The organism is Spirillospora sp. NPDC049652 (assembly GCF_040675125.1).
GTDB lineage: Bacteria > Actinomycetota > Actinomycetes > Streptosporangiales > Streptosporangiaceae > Spirillospora.
The window spans coordinates 1-19,305 of sequence record NZ_JBFAOF010000007.1; the positions used below are offsets into that span (position 1 = coordinate 1).

General features: G+C 70.1%; 20 protein-coding genes and 1 pseudogene. 8 read left to right on the forward strand and 13 right to left on the reverse strand.

The features are described from left to right. Nucleotides 1-148: 148 nt before the first annotated feature. A complete protein-coding gene (locus AB0J52_RS01310) occupies nt 149-1,957 on the forward strand; it encodes a hypothetical protein (protein ID WP_500179546.1) in 1,809 nt (602 codons plus the stop codon). Between the two features lies 1 nt (nt 1,958). Here the strand turns inward: AB0J52_RS01310 and AB0J52_RS01315 are convergent, their stop codons facing one another. The 7 genes and pseudogenes from AB0J52_RS01315 to AB0J52_RS01345 form a co-directional block, all read right to left on the reverse strand. Then, nucleotides 1,959-2,132, reverse strand: a complete 174-nt coding sequence (locus AB0J52_RS01315) for a hypothetical protein (RefSeq protein ID WP_500179547.1) — start codon at nt 2,130-2,132, stop codon at nt 1,959-1,961. A 445-nt stretch (nt 2,133-2,577) separates the two neighbouring features. Beyond that, a complete protein-coding gene (locus AB0J52_RS01320; protein WP_500179548.1) occupies nt 2,578-2,994 on the reverse strand; it encodes a VOC family protein in 417 nt (138 codons plus the stop codon). Between the two features lie 276 nt (nt 2,995-3,270). Continuing rightward, nucleotides 3,271-4,440 (reverse strand): sensor histidine kinase, encoded by a 1,170-nt coding sequence (locus tag AB0J52_RS01325; RefSeq protein ID WP_500179549.1) that lies wholly within the window; start codon nt 4,438-4,440, stop codon nt 3,271-3,273. A 22-nt stretch (nt 4,441-4,462) separates the two neighbouring features. Continuing rightward, nucleotides 4,463-4,549: pseudogene (locus tag AB0J52_RS01330) on the reverse strand (response regulator transcription factor); the annotation flags it as partial. Between the two features lie 97 nt (nt 4,550-4,646). Then, a complete protein-coding gene (locus AB0J52_RS01335) occupies nt 4,647-5,630 on the reverse strand; it encodes a D-alanine--D-alanine ligase family protein (RefSeq protein WP_500179550.1) in 984 nt (327 codons plus the stop codon). Continuing rightward, a complete protein-coding gene (gene alr, locus AB0J52_RS01340) occupies nt 5,627-6,715 on the reverse strand; it encodes an alanine racemase (RefSeq protein ID WP_500179551.1) in 1,089 nt (362 codons plus the stop codon). Before alr ends, AB0J52_RS01335 begins: the two co-directional genes overlap by 4 nt. After that, entirely contained in the window at nt 6,712-6,990 is a 279-nt protein-coding gene (locus AB0J52_RS01345; protein ID WP_500179552.1) for a M15 family metallopeptidase domain-containing protein, read from the reverse strand. The genes alr and AB0J52_RS01345 overlap by 4 nt, the downstream gene beginning before the upstream one ends. Before the next feature lie 784 nt (nt 6,991-7,774). Here AB0J52_RS01345 and AB0J52_RS01350 point away from each other — a divergent pair. Next, on the forward strand, nt 7,775-9,553 hold the full coding sequence (locus tag AB0J52_RS01350; protein ID WP_500179553.1) for an LVIVD repeat-containing protein: 1,779 nt from the start codon (nt 7,775-7,777) through the stop codon (nt 9,551-9,553). 111 nt (nt 9,554-9,664) lie between these two features. Here the strand turns inward: AB0J52_RS01350 and AB0J52_RS01355 are convergent, their stop codons facing one another. Continuing rightward, complete coding sequence (locus tag AB0J52_RS01355; RefSeq protein WP_500179554.1) at nt 9,665-10,888, reverse strand: FAD-dependent oxidoreductase; 1,224 nt, start codon at nt 10,886-10,888, stop codon at nt 9,665-9,667. A gap of 271 nt (nt 10,889-11,159) precedes the next feature. On the opposite strand from AB0J52_RS01355, the gene AB0J52_RS01360 reads away from it, so the two are divergent. Continuing rightward, the gene (locus AB0J52_RS01360) at nt 11,160-11,426 is read left to right on the forward strand and encodes a hypothetical protein (RefSeq protein ID WP_500179555.1); all 267 of its coding nucleotides are present in this window, start codon (nt 11,160-11,162) and stop codon (nt 11,424-11,426) included. Nucleotides 11,427-11,500: 74 nt separating this feature from the next. Here the strand turns inward: AB0J52_RS01360 and AB0J52_RS01365 are convergent, their stop codons facing one another. Beyond that, nucleotides 11,501-12,631 carry a PhzF family phenazine biosynthesis protein gene (locus tag AB0J52_RS01365; RefSeq protein WP_500179556.1) on the reverse strand — a complete coding sequence of 377 codons (1,131 nt, stop codon included), beginning with the start codon at nt 12,629-12,631 and terminating at the stop codon, nt 11,501-11,503. Further along, nucleotides 12,597-13,415: an MBL fold metallo-hydrolase gene (locus AB0J52_RS01370; RefSeq protein ID WP_500179557.1), complete on the reverse strand. Its 819-nt coding sequence runs from the start codon at nt 13,413-13,415 to the stop codon at nt 12,597-12,599. The genes AB0J52_RS01365 and AB0J52_RS01370 overlap by 35 nt, the downstream gene beginning before the upstream one ends. A 113-nt stretch (nt 13,416-13,528) precedes the next feature. On the opposite strand from AB0J52_RS01370, the gene AB0J52_RS01375 reads away from it, so the two are divergent. Together AB0J52_RS01375 and AB0J52_RS01380 are read left to right on the forward strand one after the other, a co-directional pair. Then, complete coding sequence (locus AB0J52_RS01375) at nt 13,529-14,137, forward strand: helix-turn-helix domain-containing protein (RefSeq protein ID WP_500179558.1); 609 nt, start codon at nt 13,529-13,531, stop codon at nt 14,135-14,137. Between the two features lie 48 nt (nt 14,138-14,185). Continuing rightward, a complete protein-coding gene (locus AB0J52_RS01380; RefSeq protein ID WP_500179559.1) occupies nt 14,186-15,265 on the forward strand; it encodes a hypothetical protein in 1,080 nt (359 codons plus the stop codon). 224 nt (nt 15,266-15,489) lie between these two features. Here the strand turns inward: AB0J52_RS01380 and AB0J52_RS01385 are convergent, their stop codons facing one another. Further along, nucleotides 15,490-16,029, reverse strand: coding sequence for a TetR/AcrR family transcriptional regulator (locus tag AB0J52_RS01385; protein ID WP_500179560.1), 540 nt, complete (start codon nt 16,027-16,029; stop codon nt 15,490-15,492). 180 nt (nt 16,030-16,209) lie between these two features. On the opposite strand from AB0J52_RS01385, the gene AB0J52_RS01390 reads away from it, so the two are divergent. Further along, nucleotides 16,210-17,040, forward strand: coding sequence for an SDR family NAD(P)-dependent oxidoreductase (locus AB0J52_RS01390; RefSeq protein WP_500179561.1), 831 nt, complete (start codon nt 16,210-16,212; stop codon nt 17,038-17,040). A 72-nt stretch (nt 17,041-17,112) separates the two neighbouring features. Here AB0J52_RS01390 and AB0J52_RS01395 read toward each other — a convergent pair whose 3' ends face one another. Further along, nucleotides 17,113-17,571, reverse strand: a complete 459-nt coding sequence (locus tag AB0J52_RS01395) for a cupin domain-containing protein (RefSeq protein ID WP_500179562.1) — start codon at nt 17,569-17,571, stop codon at nt 17,113-17,115. A gap of 71 nt (nt 17,572-17,642) precedes the next feature. Between AB0J52_RS01395 and AB0J52_RS01400 the strand changes: the two genes are divergently transcribed. Together AB0J52_RS01400 and AB0J52_RS01405 are read left to right on the forward strand one after the other, a co-directional pair. After that, nucleotides 17,643-18,020, forward strand: a complete 378-nt coding sequence (locus AB0J52_RS01400) for a hypothetical protein (RefSeq protein WP_500179563.1) — start codon at nt 17,643-17,645, stop codon at nt 18,018-18,020. Nucleotides 18,021-18,077: 57 nt separating this feature from the next. Continuing rightward, on the forward strand, nt 18,078-18,560 hold the full coding sequence (locus AB0J52_RS01405) for an NUDIX hydrolase (RefSeq protein WP_500179564.1): 483 nt from the start codon (nt 18,078-18,080) through the stop codon (nt 18,558-18,560). A gap of 14 nt (nt 18,561-18,574) precedes the next feature. Here AB0J52_RS01405 and AB0J52_RS01410 read toward each other — a convergent pair whose 3' ends face one another. Next, nucleotides 18,575-19,282, reverse strand: coding sequence for a hypothetical protein (locus AB0J52_RS01410; RefSeq protein ID WP_500179565.1), 708 nt, complete (start codon nt 19,280-19,282; stop codon nt 18,575-18,577). Nucleotides 19,283-19,305: the final 23 nt, after the last annotated feature.

The window sequence follows — 19,305 nt, forward strand, 5'->3', positions numbered from 1 at the left end:
CGCGCCCGGCGGATCGCCGGCACCGTCAACGCTCCGGCGACGGCCGGCGCCCGCTCGGCCCTGGCCCAGACGCTGATCCCCGGCGCCGAGATCGACCTCGCCGGTCTCGACGTCACCGCCTTCGAGGAGACACCCCAGGTGGCCGCACATGCCTGAGCAGATCACGTTCGTCGGCCACCAGAGGCCGGGCCTTCCGTCGGGCGACTACCACATCACCGTCGAGCAGCGGATCGACCTCGATCCCGAGCCGTTCACCGCCTCGCGCACCTTCTCGGTCGCGGGTGACCGCTTCTCCCTGCCGCAGGCGGCGGTGCTGTCGGTGTTCCCGCCGGACGGCAGCCTCGGCGACCACTCCAACGTGCTGCCGCACATCGTGCTGAAGCGGCCGTCGCTGCCGTGGGAGCGCGAGCCGGGCGGCACCGCCGGCGGCACCGCGCCGTGGCTGGCCCTGCTGCTGTTCACCGACGCCGAACGTCCCCGGCCCCGGACGGTGACCCGGGCCGAGCTGACCCGCGGCACCGCGTCCATCCCCGAGCCCGCCGCCGAACGGCTGGAGCCGTCCGACGAGAAGATGACCGTCATCGACGTCCCGCGCTCGCTGCTGACCGAGGTGCTGGGTGAACTGTCGGACGTGCGGAACCTGCCCTACACCGCGCACGTGCGGCGCGGCGAGGGACCCGACGCCGCCCTCGTCATCGGCGGACGGCTCCCCCCGGCCGGGCAGTCGTGCACGGTGCACCTGGTCTCCCTCGAAGGGCGCTACGACGCCTCGGGGCAATTCGCCTACGGCAACGCCGTAGGCGACTCCGAGGTGCGGCTGGTCTCCCTGTACAACTGGCGGTTCGCCTGCGCCGACACCGAGCAGACCTTCGCGACCCTGGCGCGAAAGCTGGGCCGCAGCGGCGCTCCGTTCCGGCTTCCCCGGATCGGCGACCCGACCGCCGAGCCCTTCCTCGACCAGGGCCTCGTCCCGGTCCGGCACGAACTACTCGAAGGCGGCCGCACGGTCTCGTGGTACCGGGGACCGTTCACCACAGGACCGGTGGGCGGCGAGTCCGTCACCCCGGTCCGCAGCCCCGACCGGCTCCTGCGCTACCACCCGGACACCGGCATGTTCGACGTCGGCTACGCCTCGGCCTGGCAGCTCGGCCGGCTGCTGACGCTGCGCAGCGCGGGCATCGCCACCGAGCTGTACGAGTGGAAGCGGCGGCGCAGCCAGCACCATCTGCGCGAGGTGTCCTCGGCCTACCCGCTGGCTGTGACCGAGATCGACAGCTCCTGCCCGGAACCGGTCGCGACGTTCCTCAACGACCTCAGCCTGCTGCGCGGCGTCCCGTTCTCCTACCTCGTCCCCGACGAACGGCTGCTACCCGCCGAGTCGCTCCGGTTCGTCACCCTGGACACCCTGTGGCTGAAAGCCCTCATCGACGGGGCGTTCAGCATCGGCAGGCTGGGTGCGGCCGACGCCGAACTCGACCGCCTGCACCCGCCGCCCGTGAAGTACCCCCGCATCACCGGAGTGCTGATCCGCTCCGACCTGGTGTCGGGCTACCCCGACCTGCTCATCGACGCCTACCCGGGCGCGAAGGCCGACCAGCCGTTGCCCGTCGTCCGCCGCGACAAGCTCTCCGCCAACATCATGCTCTGCCTGTTCCGCGGCGACATCGCCCGGCTGGACCTGCACCAGCGGCCCGAGAGCCTGCACTTCGCCATCGAGCCGGACGGCACGGACCGCTTCGGCAAGGCCCTGCGCAACGCCTCCGGCGGCTCCGGCCCCGACCTGGCCCCCCTGACCTACGGCCCGCGCCGGACGATCCCCCTGCGCACCCTCGCCGACGCCATGGCCGACGCCCTGTCCGTCGCGCGCGCCGACTTCGGACCGGGCGACTTCGCGCGTCAGATGATCGAAACCGCCGAACGCGTCACCTACCTGGCCACCGGGATCACCCCGGCGTGACTCAGGCCGGTTCCTCCGCTTCCCCCGGAGCCTCCGCAAGCTGCGCCTGCGCCTGCTCCTGAATAAGCCGCACCAGCTCGTAGACCCGCGCGTAAGGCATCTGCCCCAACGCCTCCAACACCAGATTCGCCTCCGCCACCGACAACGAAAGTGAAATTCGCGGCCCCACCGACACCCGTCCCCCTCTCCGCACCGACTACCTCACCCTATCCACCCCCCTTGCAACAAAAAAGAGACCAGCGCGACGGAACGTGAACGTTCAGTCCGGTCGCGTCGCCACGACGCCGAGTTATGGAATGCGGCATGAAAAAGACGATGGCGGCCCGAAAACCTCGGACCGCCGCCGCATCGTCACAGGTCGCTGCTGTTCACGCCCTATCGGACGGACACGTTCGACGCCTTCAGAGGCGAGTCGTAGTAGTGGTTCTTGTCGCCGTAGTAGAGATAGGCGAAGGAAGCGTTCTTGTAGAGGCGCCACCGACCGCTGAAACGGCCACAAGAGCACGCACCTCGTACTTCCCGCTCACCGACAGCGCCTTCCCGGCCCATCCGGGACGGCGCCCTGTCGTCACCGCCTCAAGACAGCAGGGCGGGCGAAGAGGTTCGGAGCTCTACGAGGGCTACCAGGCGGCGGGCAGGTTCTGGAGTAGGCCGATCGGGTTGCCGTCGGCGGTCTTGAGGACCGCGAGCCTGCGGCCGGGGACATCGACGATGCCGGTCGCCGGGTCGCCGTTGACCACGGGCGCGGTGCCGAGCTCGGCCATCGACCCGCCGACGACTTCGCCCAGGGCGGTGGCCCCGGCGTCCAGCAGTTCGCGGTGGGCGTAGACGATGTCGTCGACCTGCCAGAACACCAGCGGATGGTCGAACCAGGGAAGGCGCGACAGTCCGATCTCGATGTCGCCGGTGATGAACGTGACGAAATCGGGGCTCTCCCAGGCGGGGCCGCCGCCCAGGATCGCGGTCCACGCGGCGGTGCCGGCCGCGAGGGCTCGTGCGGGGTAGATCACGGTGTGGACGTGCTTCAACTGGCCCATGTCAGCTCCTGGTGTCATCAGCGGACGAGCGGACTTGCGGCCGGGTGAGGTGGGCCCGCTTCGGTCCGCCCGTGACGGTCATGTCGCTCATGGGGACGAGCCTGCCGGGCCGCGCGCGGCGCACACTCCCCCGCGAGGATCGACCAGGTCACCCGAACGGGGGAAAGATCCAAGCCGGGTAGGCGTCGCCGCACCCGCCCTGGGCCCTGAAAGGCGGGGGACCGCGTGGCGGTCGAGGCGTTGCGCGAGGGCGGCTGGACCGGGCACCGTCCGTCGCTACTCCGCGGGTGACGGCGTCCTGGCAGGTTGGTGGGCCGCGGTCGGGGACGGGTCCTGACGCGTGATGGGAAGGCGGATCGTCACGAGGAGACCGCCAGCCGGGCGGGGTGTGAGATCCAGGGTCCCGTCGTGTGCTCGGACGATGCTGTGGACGATGGCCAGCCCCAGGCCGACGCCGGGATGCTCGTCGTTGCGGATGCGCCGCGTTCCGCGCTGGAACGGCTCGGTGAGGGTCGGAATCAGGTCCCATGGGAGCGGTGGGCCCGTGTTCTCGACCCGCAGGACGCTCGCGTCGTCCTCCGCCGTGGTGTGGACCGTCACGGTGCCGCCGACGGGCAGGTTGTGGACGATGGCGTTCTGGACGAGGTTCGTCACCATCCGCAGGATGAGCTCCGCGGAGCCGCTGGTCTGCGTCCTGTCGCCGGCGACCTCCAGCGTGATCCGCCGCTTCTCGGCGATCGGGAGCAGGGTTTCGGCGGCCTCTTCGGCGACCAGGGACAGGTCGACGGGCTCGCGGGTGAAGCTCCTGCGGTCGCTGCGGCTGAGCAGCAGGAGGGCCTCGATGAGATCGATCGCGCGGGTGTTGACGGTCTGGAGCCGCTCGATGAGCTCGTCCCGGTTCTGGGTGGGGTCGTTGCGGGCGACGTCGAGGATCGCCTGGGAGATCGCCAGCGGGGTGCGCAGTTCGTGGGAGGCGTTCGCGGCGAACCGCTGCTGTTCGGTGACGTGGGATTCGAGCTGTTCGAGCATGGTGTCGAACACGTCGGCCAGTTCGCGGAACTCGTCTCTGGGGCCTTGGAGCCGGATCCGGTGGGACAGCGATCCGTTCGCGGCCAGCCGCGCCGCGTCCGCGATCCGGGTGAGCGGCGCGAGCATCCGGCCGGCGAGGAGCCATCCGCCGAGAAGCCCGAACAGCAGGAGGAGGGCCAGTGCCTGGGCCGCGCGGGGCGCGAAGGCGCGCCAGAGGTCGGTGCGGTTGGGGATGAAGCGCGGCGCCGGCCCCCCGCGCCGGAAGAACTCCGGCCCGGTCCTGATCACCCCGTCGGGAACGTAGCGCAGCAGGAACACCCAGACCACGGCCAACAGGAGGGCACCGGAGAGGACGATCACTCCGGCGTAGCTGATGGTGAGTTTCAGCCGCGCGCTGAGTCCCGGGCGCCTACGCATGGACGCCGCCGGGCCGCATGGGGAGGTCGGCGGCGATGGCCGCCGGCCGGAGGCCGTCAGGGACGGCCTCGGCCGGGTAGGGCTCGTTTTCCACGATCAGCACGCGCACACCTTGAGGCTAGGCGGCGGGGCATATCGCCGACATATGCGAACTGACTCGCCTGCGGCGTCCTGGGGACGACGCGACCCACTCCCGCCCGCACGGGTCACCTGACGATTTCCGTTCCTCGGAGGTCGGGGACGGCGGCGGCGTCGACCAGGAGCGCGACCAGCCGCTCGTAGGGCAGGCCGGTCGCGGCGAACATTCGCGGCACCTGGGACTCGGCAGTCATCCCCGGCATGGTGTTGACCTCGTTGAGGACGGGTCCGTCGCCGGTGAGGAAGAAGTCGACGCGGGCGACCCCGGCACAGCCGAGCGCGTCGAACATCCGCAGCGCCGCCCCCACCAGGGACGCCCGCTCCGCGTCGTCGAGCCCGGCGGGCACACTGAACCGGGCTGAACCGTCGTACTTCACCCGGGTGTCGAACAGGCCGTCGGCGTGGATCTCCAGCGGAGGCGACGCCCACCGCCGGCCATCGGCCTCCCGCAGGACGGCCACATCAATCTCCCGGCCCACGACGACGTCCTCGATCAGGATGCGGTCGTCGAAGCGTGCCGCCAACCGCAGGGCGTCGCGCAACTGGGAGGCATCGCGTGCGAGGGCGACACCGAAACTCGACCCGGCCGAGACGGGCTTGACGACCACGTCCTTCTCGAACTCGACACCGGCGATCTCCTCCGCCGCCACCAGCCGTCCTGGCGCGGTGCGGATACCGACCGCCTCAGCTACGAGCTTGGTGGCCCATTTGTCCATACCGAGCGACCCGGCGCGCAGGCCCGAGCCGACCATCGGCGTGTGCGTGAGAGCGCACAACGCCGCGAGCGTCCCGTCCTCACCGCACGGGCCGTGGACCGCGGGGAAGACGACGTCGGCGCGTTCGATGACGGCGAGTGCCGCCGCCAGCGAACCGATCGCCTGCTTCCCGAGCGCGTCCGCTCCCTGTCTCCACGTCCCGTCGCGGTCGATGGTCAGCTCGTCGACGTCGAACCCGCCGGTCCGCAGCGCCTTCGCGACCGCTGCGGCCGTGGCCAGGGAGACGTCGTGCTCGGCGTTCTCTCCGCCGCCGATGACTACGATCCGCCGTGTCATGCGATGCTCCTCTTCACACGCGGCCCTATGCCGGTGACGATGGTGTGCGGAATGGTCCCGGCCCAGCGGGCCCAGTCCTGGATGGTCGGGGTCGCGCCCCCGTCCGGCCCGAACACGGTCGCGGACGTGCCGACCGGGAAGTACCGGCCGCCGGTGTCGATCACGATCTGGTCCATCGACACCCGTCCGACCACCGGGAAGCGGCGCCCGCGGATCTCGACGCAGGCCCCGGGCGACAGCTCTCGGGGGATCCCGTCGGCGTACCCGACCGGGAGGACGCTCAGATGAGTGGCGCGGGAGGTGGTGTACGCGCCGCCGTAACCGACCGGCGTGCCGGCCGGGACCGCCGTCGTGTGCACGATCGGTGCGGTCAGACGGGACGCGCCGTGCAGCTCCACGGTCCCGGACGGATCGATGCCGACCAGTCCCGCCCCGATCCGGACCATGCCGAAATGCGTCGCCGGATCGGTGACCGTCCCGGACGTGGCCGCGAGATGGGCGAGCGGCGAAGCGAACCCCGCCGCCCGGACCGCCTTCAGTGCCTCGTGCATGCTCGCGACCGCCGACGCGTTCGCCGCCGGCTCGGCACGGTCGGCCAGCGGAAGATGCCCCATGACGCCCACGACGCGGACCCGCCGAGCCCTGCGACCACGTTGAGCGATGCCGATCAGTTCGTCCCACTGCCCGCGAGGGCAGCCGCCCCGGGCCATCCCGGTGTCCCTATGCAGATGGACGCGCACCGTCGGCGCAGCCTGCGCGATGAGGCCGTCGAGCTCGTCCACCGACCCGACCGCGACATCGACCTGGGCCGCAGCCGCCGCCTCGGCATCGATCCCGGAGGGATGCAGCCAGGTGAGGATCGGAACCATCAGTCCCGCGTCCCTCAACACGCACGCGTCCGCGATGCTCGTCGTCCCGAGCCACCCGGCACCGGCGGCGATGGCGGCCTTGGCGACCGTCACCGCGCCGTGGCCGAAACCGTCGGCCTTGACCACGGCCATGATCGTGCTCCGTGTCCGCGCGCGGATCTCGGCGACGTTCGCGGTCACCGCCTCGGGCAGCGTCTTCAGGGTCGGCCCGTTCACGGCCGCCTCCACGACGGGTCCTCAGCCGGGTCCGTGTACATCCGCCGAGGGGCGGCATACGGGTGCGGCAGCCGGATCGGCGGGGCTGTCCGGTACTCGAAATGCCACCATTCGTTGTCGTAGACGCGGTAGAGCCCGTACCGCCAACCGTGCAGTTCGAGCCACTGCGCTCCCTCGGTCGGCCGGACGTCGAGCGCGAACCCCCGCACATGGCTGGACTCCTCCGGCGGCAGCACCCGGCGTCGCGCCGCCGACACCGAGCCGGTGCGCCACACCTCCTCGGCGAAGATCCGGTACTGATCCGCCGGGGCGCGGTACCGAGGTGAGGCCGATCATCTGCCCGTCACGCCAGAACGCCTCGGTCCGCGCGTGCGTGAACGCCGCCAGCGTCTCCGGCGCCAGTCCCCGAAGATCCTCGGCGGGAAAGCGCATGGCCAACGCCCATTGGCAGGCCAGGAACCGCGCGCGGCCCGGTGCACGGCAGAACGCGACCGGCACCAGCAGCACCGCGACGACCCGCGTGACGACCGCCAGAAGACGCACTTTGATCGCCACGACTCACCGCCGGAAGGTCAGCCCGTACGCCGGCCCGCGATGAGGCCGGCATGCCCGGTCGAGCGCCGCCAGGCGGACGGAACGACCGTCCGCTCTCCGACCTGAACCGGCGAGCGCGGCCCTGCACGTGCGAAGTGTTGACAGCGATGCGATGCAGTCCATGCCTTTACTGAAGACGGACGCCCGTTGCGGTGGCGTATTCGGTTTTCAATACGCCCGCGATATCGCCGGCGCGGCCCAGGGGCGGAGCGCCCGCGACTGCCGAGGACGGCCTCGTGACCGGACACGTCGCCGTCCTCGGCCCCGCGCGCGTCGGGCCCGCCGTCGTGGCCACGGCGGTCTGGCCCTCCCGATTCCCAGGTTCTCCTGAGACGGCGCGGCCCGCCGCGAGCCACTCCCGAAAACCGGTGATAACCGGTTCGGTATAGCCGTCACGAAAGTAGGTATTAGTGGATCCCCCGCGGCTGGATCATGCTCTTCGAACCCCTAGGAAAGGCATTTTCCATGAGGAGAATCCGCCTCGCGGCGGCCGCCGCAGGCTCGGCCTCCGTCGCCGTCCTCGCCTCGCTGGCGGCGATCGGCTCCGCGCACGCCGGCCCCACCGACCCCTACATCCCGACCGTCTGCGGGGACCGCAGGCCCCCCGCCGCCGACCCCGGCTCCTACGGGATGCAGCTGGACGGCACGTTCCGGCACCCGGCGCTGACCCCCGCCGACGAGGAGCGGCACCCCTTCCCAGGCGGATCCACGGACCTGTTCGGCAAGACCGCGGGCTACGACCCGAACGCGCACCAGTCCGGCCCGGTCCGGCTCGAGGCGTCCTACCGGGGCAAGGAATTCACGCCAGACTACTTTCACACGTGGCAGAACATCGTCGATTTCCGCGGCCGCCGCTATATGTTCCAGTACGACCGGAGCGAGGGCCGCGTCTACGACATCACCGACGTCAAGAAGGTGAAGGTCGTCGAGAAGATGACCCGCGACGACGTCGACGGCGACGAGAACAAGGCGAACGGCGCCTGGGCCGCGCACGACTTCTGGGGCGCGTCCACGATCCAGTGGAACAGGAAGCTCAACGCCTACGTCATGGTCCAGAGCTTCGAGGCCAAGCGCCAGATCCCCGACGAGCTCGGCGACGACCCCGCGCACGGCAAGTTCGGCAACCCCGCGGGCGTGAAGAAGGTCCGGCAGACGAGGCAGCTCAAGGGCTTCAAGGTGTTCCGCCTGGACGGCCCGCGCAAGAAGGACTGGCACCTGCTGGCCACCGTCAGCACCGACGCCACCCAGAAGGACCCGCTGCGCTCCGACGTCCACGCCGCGCAGCAGGGCTCCGGCTCCCTCGACGTCCCGTACTACACGGGCGAGAAGTACATGTTCATCGCGGTCGCCCCGCGCGACTCGTGGGGCAACTCCGAGGTCCCGACGAACCTGTACTCGGCCGGGTACGCGTCCTACGACATGTCCGACCCCGCGCACCCGCGCAAGCTCGGCGAGTGGCACCTGCCCGGCCAGGCGAAGGGCGAGGAGGCCGCCTACCGGACGAACCCGCGCTGCGGCAACCAGACGTCCTGGATGGGCGCGCGCATGCCGCTGTTCATCCCCAAGCCCGTCGAGCAGGGCGGGAAGTACGCGTTCGCGGCGCAGGGCGGCTTCGGACTCTCCGTCCTCGACATCTCCGACCCGGCGCACATGCGGACCGTCGGGCACCTGGACCTGCCGATGTCGGTCGGCGGCACCGAGGCCGACAACGTCGACGTCTCGCAGTACGCCAAGACCGGCATCGTCTACGTCAGCGGCTACCCGCTCGGCGAGGACTGCTACGAGCCGTACAAGGACGTCTTCCAGGTGGACGTCCGGAACCCGGCCAAGCCCCGCATCGTCGGCACGCTGCCCCGGCCCGTCCCGCCGAAGGGCTCGGGTTTCGCCGACTTCTGCCAGCGCGGCGGCAGCTTCGGCCCCAAGCGCACCGGCTACTACACCTCCCCCGGCACCCCGCCGAACGGGCTGCTGACCTACGGCTTCTACAACGCCGGCGCGCAGTTCTTCGACGTGCGCGACCCCGCGCACCCGAAGATCGCGGCGCAGTTCGTCCCGCAGGGGTTCAGCAAGAACGTCCCGGACTGGGCGCTCGGCAACCAGACGCACGGCGTCTACGTCGAGTGGGACCGCAAGATCGTCTGGGTGCTGACCAACGACGGCGTCTACGCGCTGTCGTCCAAGCAGCTCATCGGCAAGCCGAACCTCGGCGCGCCGAAGCAGCCGTTCCGCAACTCCGCCCTCTGACCGCTCACCACGTCTGACCGGCCGTCCGATCCTGGAGACCGCGCCATCGGCGCGGTCTCCAGCCGTGAGCGCCATGAGGGCGACTCGCCGCAGCTACAGGAGTCGAGGCCGTCAGTGGAGCGGTGCGGTAGAGGGAGCGGGAGCAAGCGCCGGGGATGGCCAGTCGATGCGGTGATGCCAGATCGGGCCGAGCGTTCGTCGGGGCTCGGCGAAGGTCCTGATCGTCAGGGGCCAGGCCAGGCGAGCCAGGCGTGGGCGGCGCGAGAGTGAGGTCCGGCGTTCGAGCGTCCGCACGGCGTTGGCGGCGATGTGTTCGGTGCGAGGGCTGCGCAGCCGCTGGTAGGCCTCGAACGCGGCGGCGGGTGTGGGCAGGTCGCGCAGGCAGCGGGCCAGTTGCACGGCGCTTTCCATGGCCAGGGAGGCGCCTTGGCCGGAGCTGGAGGAGGGTGCGTGGGCGGCGTCGCCGACCAGCACCATCCGGCCGCGGTGCCAACGTGGGAGCGGGGGCATCATGACGGACGGGCCCACGACGCAGGTGTGGGCGGGGTCGGTGGCGGTGAGCAGGCGGTGGGGGAAGGGCTCGTCGGCGTAGAACTCGCGGGTGCGCTGGAACCAGTGGGTGTCCGGCTGCTCGGCGGCTTGGCCGGCGGTCATCGGGTGCGGCAGAGGCAGGTTGGCGTACCAGCGCACCTGGTCGGCGGCCGCTCGCCAGTAGGCCAGGTAGCCGCGTCGGACGAGCACGATGCACACGGCCGCCGAGCCGCCCGGAACCACGGTGTCGGTACGGCCGTACAGCTCCAGCAACGGCAGGTGAACGGGAGCCGGGGCGCTGGGATCGATCAGGGTGCGGACGGCGGAGTGCAGGCCGTCGGCGCCGATGAGGACCTCGGCGTGGGCACTGCTGCCGTCGGCGAACAGAGCGCGAACCCCTCCGGCCGTCTCCTCCGCTCCGACCAGCCGTTTGCCGTACTCGATCGCGATGCCCTGGCACCGGACATGGTCGTTCAACGCCTGGTACAGCTGGGAGCGCAGCATGTTCAGGACGGGCCGCAGATCGGCGGGCAGTGTGTAGGCGCCGACGCGTCCACCCCGGCCGTCGAGCGTGACGATCTCGGTGGCCGGCCGCCCGATCTGCCGGATCACCGCCTCGGCCCGCAGCAGCCGCAGGGCATCGATCCCGTTGGGACTAAGAGTGAGCACGCCACCCAGACCGTCGGCCGGGCGGGGATGGGCCTCATAGACGGTGGCACGGACACCGATGCGCCGCAGGGCCAGCGCGACGGCCGGGCCGGCGATCCCGCCCCCGATGACCAGAGCTGTCCGCACCGCCACCATGAACGGCTCCTCCCCCATGGACGCGTCGGATCGTCCCCCAAGGCTCGCCACCGGCACCCGTCGCGCGCAGTCGGCCGCCGGGTACGGCATCCCTTCCCTGGCCGGCCCGGAGCCAGGTTCTGCAGACCCGCCCACCACAACCCCCTTTCGCGGGGTGTAGCGACCGGTGGCCCGCGCCGTCGAACTGGAAGCGTGGCCACTCTCGGCCTCAACCGAGGCTCGGATCCGATATCGCCTGGTCACGCCGGACTTTCGACCTACAGTGACGCTTATGGTGAGCTATGACGAGAGCGGTTGGCCCGCGATAGCCGAAGCTCCTTCCGGGTGGAGCCTCGCGGACGTGGAACGCTGGGTCAAAGCGAACAACGAACATATGATCTTTTGCGGGTCGGACGGCAACGGCGAACCGAGGTGGTTCCTGTGCTTCGTCCTCAAGAACCAGTACAACGACCGCAGCGTGTTCGACGCGATGCCTTATGAGTGGTCCTCATCCAAGGCGGATGCTCTGGAGCATTTCCGCCGGTTGATCAGCGATTAGCCGAGACGGCTCCCAACGCGCTTGACCGCAGCGGACGGCTTCTGCGCGGGTTGCGGAAGAGGACGGTCGTCGCCTCAATGTCCGTCGCGGACCAGGGCCAACCCGCCGACCCGGGTCGTGATGCCCGTCGGCCCGCGTCGGGCGGAGGCGAGCACGCTGGCCGGCCTGCCGAGGGTGTCGCCCTGCTCCATCTCGATCTCGACCGTCTCCGCTCCTGTCGTGTCGAGCAGGTGGGCGGCCAGGCAGCCGGTGCTGTTGGCGTTGGCGACGTCCTCGGGGACGCCGATCGCCGGCGCGAACATCCGTGCCGCGCCCGGTCGGTCGCCCACCGGCGGGACGTACACGAAACAGCCGAGGAGCCCATACTCCCGGCACGCGGCTGTCAGCCTGCCGAGGCGCGGGCGGACTCGGAGCAGCGCCGCCCGGTCGCGGACCGGCACCAGCATCCGTGGTGCACCGGGCGAGGCGACCCGTGGCGCGTCGGTCGGATGCGGATCGTCCGCGCCGAGCCCGAGCGCGGCGACGATCGCGGCGCGCTCGTCCGGTGCCGGATACCGCAGTGCGACCAGGCCCTGGTCGAACCACACCTCGATCCCGGCGGACCGGCGGATCGCGACGGTGTCGAACGTGCGCCCGCCGGTGTGCTGGCGGTCGTTCAGCTCGCCCAGCGCGGTGTGGGTCAACCGGACGGCCTGCGCGGCGACGGTGCCGTGGCCGCAACCGGAGAGTTCGGCGGTGGCGGTGAAGAACCGGACCGGCCAGCCACCGTCCGGGGTACGCCCCGGGCCGAGGAACGCCGCGTGCGAGGTGCCGGCCGCAGCGGCGACCGCGCGCCGGTGCGCGTCCGTCGCCGTCGGGTCGTCGTCGGCGACGGCCGTGGGGCTGCCGCCACGGCCGTCGCGCCGCACACACGCATCAACCACCGTGACACCCGGCCAGGACATCGGCCCACCTCTGACGCTCAACGAACCGGCACCCGCGAACGACGTCCGCCGACAGGCGGGTTCGACCGCAACGGCCGACCGAACGCGTCCCGGAGCGTACCGGCCCGCCTCAGCCGATGCCTTCCTGCACGGATAGTGCATGACGGCCGCACCGCCGGTGGCGTAGTGGGCCGGGCTCGTCCTCTGGGCCGCCGTCACAAGGTCGAGTCGGAGACGACGGGCTTGATCAGCCGATCGGTGGGGCGAGGTACTCCAGCGCATAGCCCTCGCCGGACGGGGTGACGCGGGCGATGCCGGGCGAGTCGAGGTGAGCGCCGGCCACGAAGTGGTGCGGGCGGCTCAGCCGTTCCAGGAGTGCTGCCCGTGCGGCGCGGGCCTGGGACTGGTCGCCGTCGAGCTCCCAGGACACGTTCGGCTGGTCGAACTGCAGCGTGGGAACGTGGACGGTGTCACCCCACACGAGAAGGTGACCCGCGCTGCTCCTGAACTCGTAGACGGTGTGACCCGGCGTGTGGCCCGGCGTCGGGAGCGCCGTGGCCCAGTCGTTGATCGCGACCTCCTCCGACACGGGGACGACCCGGTCCCGGACCGGGTCGAGCCGCCCCGTGAAGACCGAGGTGTCCCCCGCGCCGATCCACACGCGCTCGAGCTTGGCGAACGCCTCCGAACCGTCCGGTGCGATCAGGCCGCTCACGTGGTCTTCGTGGTTGTGGGTGATGGCCACATCGGTGACCTGCGCGCGGTCGACTCCCGCCTCATCGAGCGCGTCGTAGATCAGTCCCATGGTGGGGTCGTGCCAGACGTTCGACGCGCCGGTGTCGATGAGAACCGAGCGCGTGCCGTCGGTGACGTAGAAGGCGTTGACCGACAGGCGCAGGTTGTCGCCGACCAGCAGGACGGCGGCCGGCAGCTCATCAAGAGTGCAACCATGCTCGTCGCGGAGCCGCGTGGGCGGCATGTCGATGTAGCCGTCTCGCAGGGCGACCACCTGAAGCTCACCGAACTCGAACGTGGCATGGAGCCGGCCGCTTGAGAGCAAACGCATGGAACCTCCGTCATGGGGGGACGCCGCAGCATCCGTCTTCTAAAGGAGAGTACATCTACTTTAGAAGAAACACTACACTTGCGCGGCGAGGTACCCATCCATCAAGGAGCACGGTGGTCGAGCAAGACGGAAACGCGCCCGGACCGCAGCACGGCGACGACCTGGCCGGCGCGTTCGGCGGCAACGTGCGGCGGCGCCGCGAGGAGGCGGGCCTGACGCTGGAGCAGCTGTCCACGCGCTCGTCGGTCAGCCGCGCGATGCTGTCCAAGGTCGAACGCGGCGAGAAGAGCCCGACGATCGGCATCGCGTCCAGGATCGCCCACGCGCTCAACGCGTCGCTCTCGGACCTGATCGGTGCCCCGGCCGCCGCCGCGTCCGGCGTGGCCATCACCATGCGCAAGGACGACCGCCCCGTTTTCCGTGACCCGGAAACCGGCTTCGAGCGGCACATGGTGTCAGCGGCCCCCGGCGCCGGAGGGGCCGAGATGATCGTCCACTACCTCCCCGCGCGGGTCTCCACCGGGCTGCTGCCCGCGTATCCACCGGGTACGGAGAAGCAACTCGTGGTGCTCCAAGGCAGCCTCACCGTCGCGGTCGGCGGGATCACCGAGACCCTGGACGCCGGCGACTCCATGTTCCTCCAGGCCGACGCGGACCACGGCTTCGCCAACCGAACGAACGCCCCCTGCGAATACATCATGGTCATCACCCGCAGAACCTGATCGGCAGGCGCGCGGCCGAGCGGCGAGGTGCGTGCGAGGATGCGGCGTGTGATCGGTTATGTCGTGAGTTTCCTCGTCGGCCTGGCATTGGGCGGCGTTTACCCGATGGTGCGTCAGCGACGACTCTCCGCCGAGCCGCCCGGAAGAGAACCGGCCACGGAAAGGCCGTCGGCGGAAGAACTGCCGGCAGCGGTACAGGAGTCGGTGACCGCTTTCGGCGAGGAGGTCGCCGCCTTGGAGTTCGATTCCGACGGGCCCGAGGCGACCCCGGCCGTCCTGAAGGAATACCGCGGAGCCTTGGAGGCGTACCGCCGGGCCAGCGCGGCGCCCACGGAGGCGGCTGCGCTGGCCGCGATTCGCGATGGCCGCGCCGCCATGATCCGTCTCGACGCCCGGCGCAGTGGCCGACCGGTTCCGATCGACGCGCTCCCACCGGTCGTCGACCCCAGCCGCCCGCCCGTGGGCGCCGGCGTCGGCGAACGCCATCTGTGGACGGGGTTCGGCGAGGGCAGAACCGAGCTGCTCATCGACCGCCCTGAGTCTGGCCGTCCTGCTCTGGTGGAGGTCGACGTCACCGGTAAAGGGTATTTCGACATCTTCCCCGTGACACGTACCGAGGATGAGGTCAAGACCGGCCTCTACCTGGTCCTGGCCACCGGGGACCACCATGGCCGCCACTATCTGCCCGCGGACCCCACCCACCTGCGCGTCACCGCGGCTCACCTCGAGGGGGACAAGCGTTGGGCGATTCGCATCCTCCCGCTGTCAGCCGCGACCGCGCTTGCCCCGGAACACCGCGGCCACGGAGATGAAGTGCTCCACCACCAAGGCGGCCCTGCCCTGAGCACCGTCCAGTTCCAGACAGACGGAAACTGGGAAGTCCGTTTCATGTGCGAGTGCCAGGGGCTCAGGCCCGACTGCGATTGCCACCGGACCACCTGGCCTGAGAACACCCCCGGCGAAGATGAGGACATCGTGCACGGCAGGGGTGAGGGACGCCGCACACTCCGTCTTCCCGGACGAGGTTTCCTCGTCATCGAGACGGGCCCGGAGGAAGACGCCTCCTGGTACCTCACCACCCAGCCAGTGGACATCCCGCTCATGCCCCCGTCCGAGCAACCCGGATAGCACCACGGACGGCTTCCGTCCGCCCCGGCCAAGACCGTCCCGGCAGGAAGCCGCTGCTCCTACGGGCGGTGCCGCTCGTAGTTCCCCATGCTCGGCAAGCCCTCGCCGAGATGAACACTCACCTTCTCCTTGGCAGCGGACTGATCCGCGGCACCCGCCCCCGCGAACGCGGGCTGGAGGCGCTGTGGGAACCGCCCTGGCCGGCATGGGCGTCTTTCTGGACATCAGGTTCGTGGTCTTGGCGCCATTCCCGCGAACAGAGTGTGGAGAAGCCGGTCCACATGATCGTGGGTCACAGGCTCTCCGCTGATGAGGAGCCGGTAATAGACCGGACCGGCCAGGATCGCCTGCGCCAGGTCCAGGTCCAGGTCCTCGGCGATCTGGCCTTCGTCCCTGGCCTGCCGGAGGCGGGCGACGGTGCGTTCGGCCTGGGGTCGGAAGAAGCGTTCGATGAGGCTTTCGGCGACTTCCGGGTCGTGCTGGATCTCGCCGACGAGGGCCCGGAAGAGCGGGCCCCAGGGGTCCACGGCCATCAGGTCGACCGTGGCATGCATCCGGCGCCGCAGATCGGCCACGATGTCGCCGGTGTCGGGGAAGTCCGGCACGGGCGGGTGCAGGCTCAGCAGAGAGTCCCGGAAGAGCGTGGCCTTGGACGGCCAGCGGCGGTAGATGGTGTGTTTGCCGACGCCCGCGCGGGCGGCGACCGCCTCGATGCTGAGCTGGGCATACCCCTGCTCCTGCGCCAGTTCGATGGTGGCCCGCATGATCGTTTCGGTTCGGGCGTCGGCGCGCTTGGATCGGGAATCCTCCATCCCCCGACTCTACTGGAACGGCACGTGCCGTGTTGACAGACCGCTCCGCGCGATCCATGCTTCTCTCGAACGGCACGGCACGTGCCGTTCAGTCTGAAAATCGGGGCTCGTTTCCGTCCGAAGGGAAAGACCATGAGCAAGGTCTGGTTCGTCACCGGCTCCTCCCGCGGCCTCGGCCGCAGGTTCGTCGAGGCGGCTCTGGAACGCGGCGACAAGGTCGCCGCCACCGCCCGTGACAGTTCAACGCTGGAAGACCTCTCGGCCCGTTACGGCGACGCCGTGCTCCCGCTGACGTTGGACGTGACCGACAGGCGGGCCGTGCACGCCGCGGTGGACAAGGCCAAGAGGCACTTCGGGCGGATCGACGTGGTCGTCAACAACGCCGGCTACGCCCAGGTGGGCGCCATCGAGGAGCTGTCCGAGCAGGAGCTGCGCGAGCAGATGGAGACCAACCTGTTCGGCGCGGTGTGGGTCGTCCAGGCCGTGCTGCCGCACCTGCGCGAGCAGAAGAGCGGGCACATCTTTCAGCTGTCCTCGGCGGCGGGCCTGATCGCCATGCCGCTCGGCGGCGCCTACCACGCCTCCAAGTGGGCCGTGGAAGGTTTGAACGAGGCACTCGCAGCGGAGGTCGCCGGGTTCGGGATCAAGGTCACCATCATCGAGCCCGCCGGTTTCGCCACCCGTGACGGCAAGAACCCGAATCCACTCGACAACGGCCACAATTCCCGGCCCCATGCCGCCTATGCGCCCCTGCGGAAGCGGCTGGCGGAGGCCATCACGGGCCAGCCCGAGGGTTCTCCGGAGGCCGCGGCGCAGGCCTTGCTCACCCTCGCCGACAGCGAGGACCCGCCCGTGCGGGTCCTGTTCGGCACCGGCTTCCACTCGATGATCCGGAAGGTCTACGCAGACCGGTTGCAGACCTGGGACGACTGGCAGGCTCTGTCCCGGCAGTCCCAGGGCTGACTGTCAGCCGGGCGCGCGGCCTGGGGGGGCTGTCCCGAACGCCTCACCGGGCCGCTGCCCGCATGGGCCATGTCAGTACGAGCGGGTGTGGTGGCGGGCGCGGAACTCGGCGAGCAGTTCGTCGGTGACCGTGGCGCCTGCCGCGACCGCGGCGTGGACTTCGCGGAAGTAGCCCTCGTAGCCGGCGGGCGTGTAGAGGCAGAGCGCACGGACGGGGGCGGTCCCGGCGTTCCGGAAGCCGTGGGCGGTGCCGCGGAGGGCGGCGAGCAGGTGGCCGGGGCCGACGCTCGTCTCGCCATCTCCGTTGTGCAGGGTGAGTTCGCCGTCCAGGACGTAGAAGTACTCGTCGTGCTGTTCGTGGACGTGCGGACGTGCGCCGACGATGCCGGGTGCGAGCCGGAACTCCTCGAAGGCGAACCGTCCGCCGGTCTGCTCGCCGGTCAGCCGGAACAGGTGCGCGACTCCCGCCACGTCGATCAGTTCGCCTTCGCCGGGCGCGCTGAGCAGCGCCCGCTCACTCGTCTCGGTCATGGATTGGATCATGCTCGGCCGCAGGGCACTCCGTCCACTGCCGCGCCGCTTGAAGCTACTCTTGCGACTGCATGAGCAGCCCTGACGGCGGGCCGGGTTGGCCTGCGGAGAAACTGAGCGCGTTGCGTCTCGGCCAGCCGCTGGCGGTCGAGGTTCCGGGTGCCGGCCCCGGCCGGCGAGCTTTCGTCATCGTGCGCCCTGTAACCACCCCTGCCGACGAGCGAGCGCGTCAGGAAGGCTGGAAACGGGCCGATCGCACGCGCGAGTACCGCCTGACGCACTGGGACTACGCTGCCGACCAGATCGACGGCTTCGACTACGACCTCGGGGCCGTCCTCATCCGGGATGAAACCGTCGCAGACGAGGCGGCACTGGTCACTGCGCTCCAGGACTGGAACCTACGCCCCGACCAGTTCCAGTACCTCTGGCAGACCGACGCCCCCGTCTGAGGCGACTCGCCCTCCCCTGGGCCAGGATGACCGGGGACGGGATGCATCAATGAGCGCTTGGAGGTCGTCGTGGGCAGTGACGGGACACTCCGATTGAGAATTCGCGTCGCCGCCTATGTGATCCGGCAGCGCGACGTCCCGGAGCTTCTGGTCTTTGACCATGTTGGTATGCCTCAGGCCGGAACCCAGGTCCCTGCGGGTGGTGTCCGTCCGGGCGAGGAACTGGACCGCGCGGTCTTGCGGGAAGTCCCCGAGGAGACCGGCCTGCTCACCGCCTCGGTGGTCCGTCCGATCACCGTGGAGGACAAGCCTCATCCCGACACCGGCCGGCCGCGCAGGACCACCTTCTTTCACCTTCACGCGCCCGCGACCACTGTGGACGCGTGGTGCCATACGGTCCGCGGTGATGGAGACGACGCCGGGCTGACGTTCGCCTGCCGTTTTCTGCCGCTCCCCCTCAGACAACCGCTGGCGGACGATCAGGACGCATGGCTTGGACATCTGGATTCCCGCTGGACGACCACGACCGCCAATCCTTGAAAGCACGGCGGAGATTAAACGGTCCGCCTCCCCCCGGCCACATGTCTTTCCCACACGGCTCGGTTGTTGGGTCGTTCGGGATGTCGCAGCATGTCCAGTACGTAGGTGGCGTGGAGGCTGGCCCACGGGTTGGGCTGCTCGGCCACAGCGGCCAGCCGATTGCGGAGTTCGGGGCTGTCGATGACGCGTGCGATGCCGACGTAGTGACGGTCCTTGCAGCGGTAGGCCCTGGCCACGACGAGCTCAAGCATGGCGGTGAGGCGCTCGCGGGTGATGTCCCCGTGCCCGGGGACGGCGAGGGCTCGTAGCCAGCTTTCCTTGGTCCCCCAGTGCTTGGCGTGGGTGGTCCACACGTCTGGGTGGCGGGCCTCCCATTCCAGGAAGTTGAGGACGTAGGGCAGCCCGGGCCAGTGCGGTATGTCTTTCGCGGAGACCTGCTGCCAGAGCGCGGACGGGAAGCCGTAACGCTGCGCGGCGATGTGCTCGGCGATGGACTGGCGGAACGCCGGATCGCTGTAGTCGGCGTGGGTGCGGTGCCAATGCCCGTTCATCCGCTGAAGCGCCGCCGACGCGGCGGCTCCAGTGGCCAGATGGTGCCGCAGAGCGATTTCCCGCTCGGCGGGGACCGCGGAAATCAGCCCGTGGGTCCACCCGAGGCGGGCCTCCCAACCTTCGTCGAACATGTGCGTCAGCGTATGAGTGATCGCGAGCTTGCGGATCACAAAAACCGGCACCCTGCAGTATT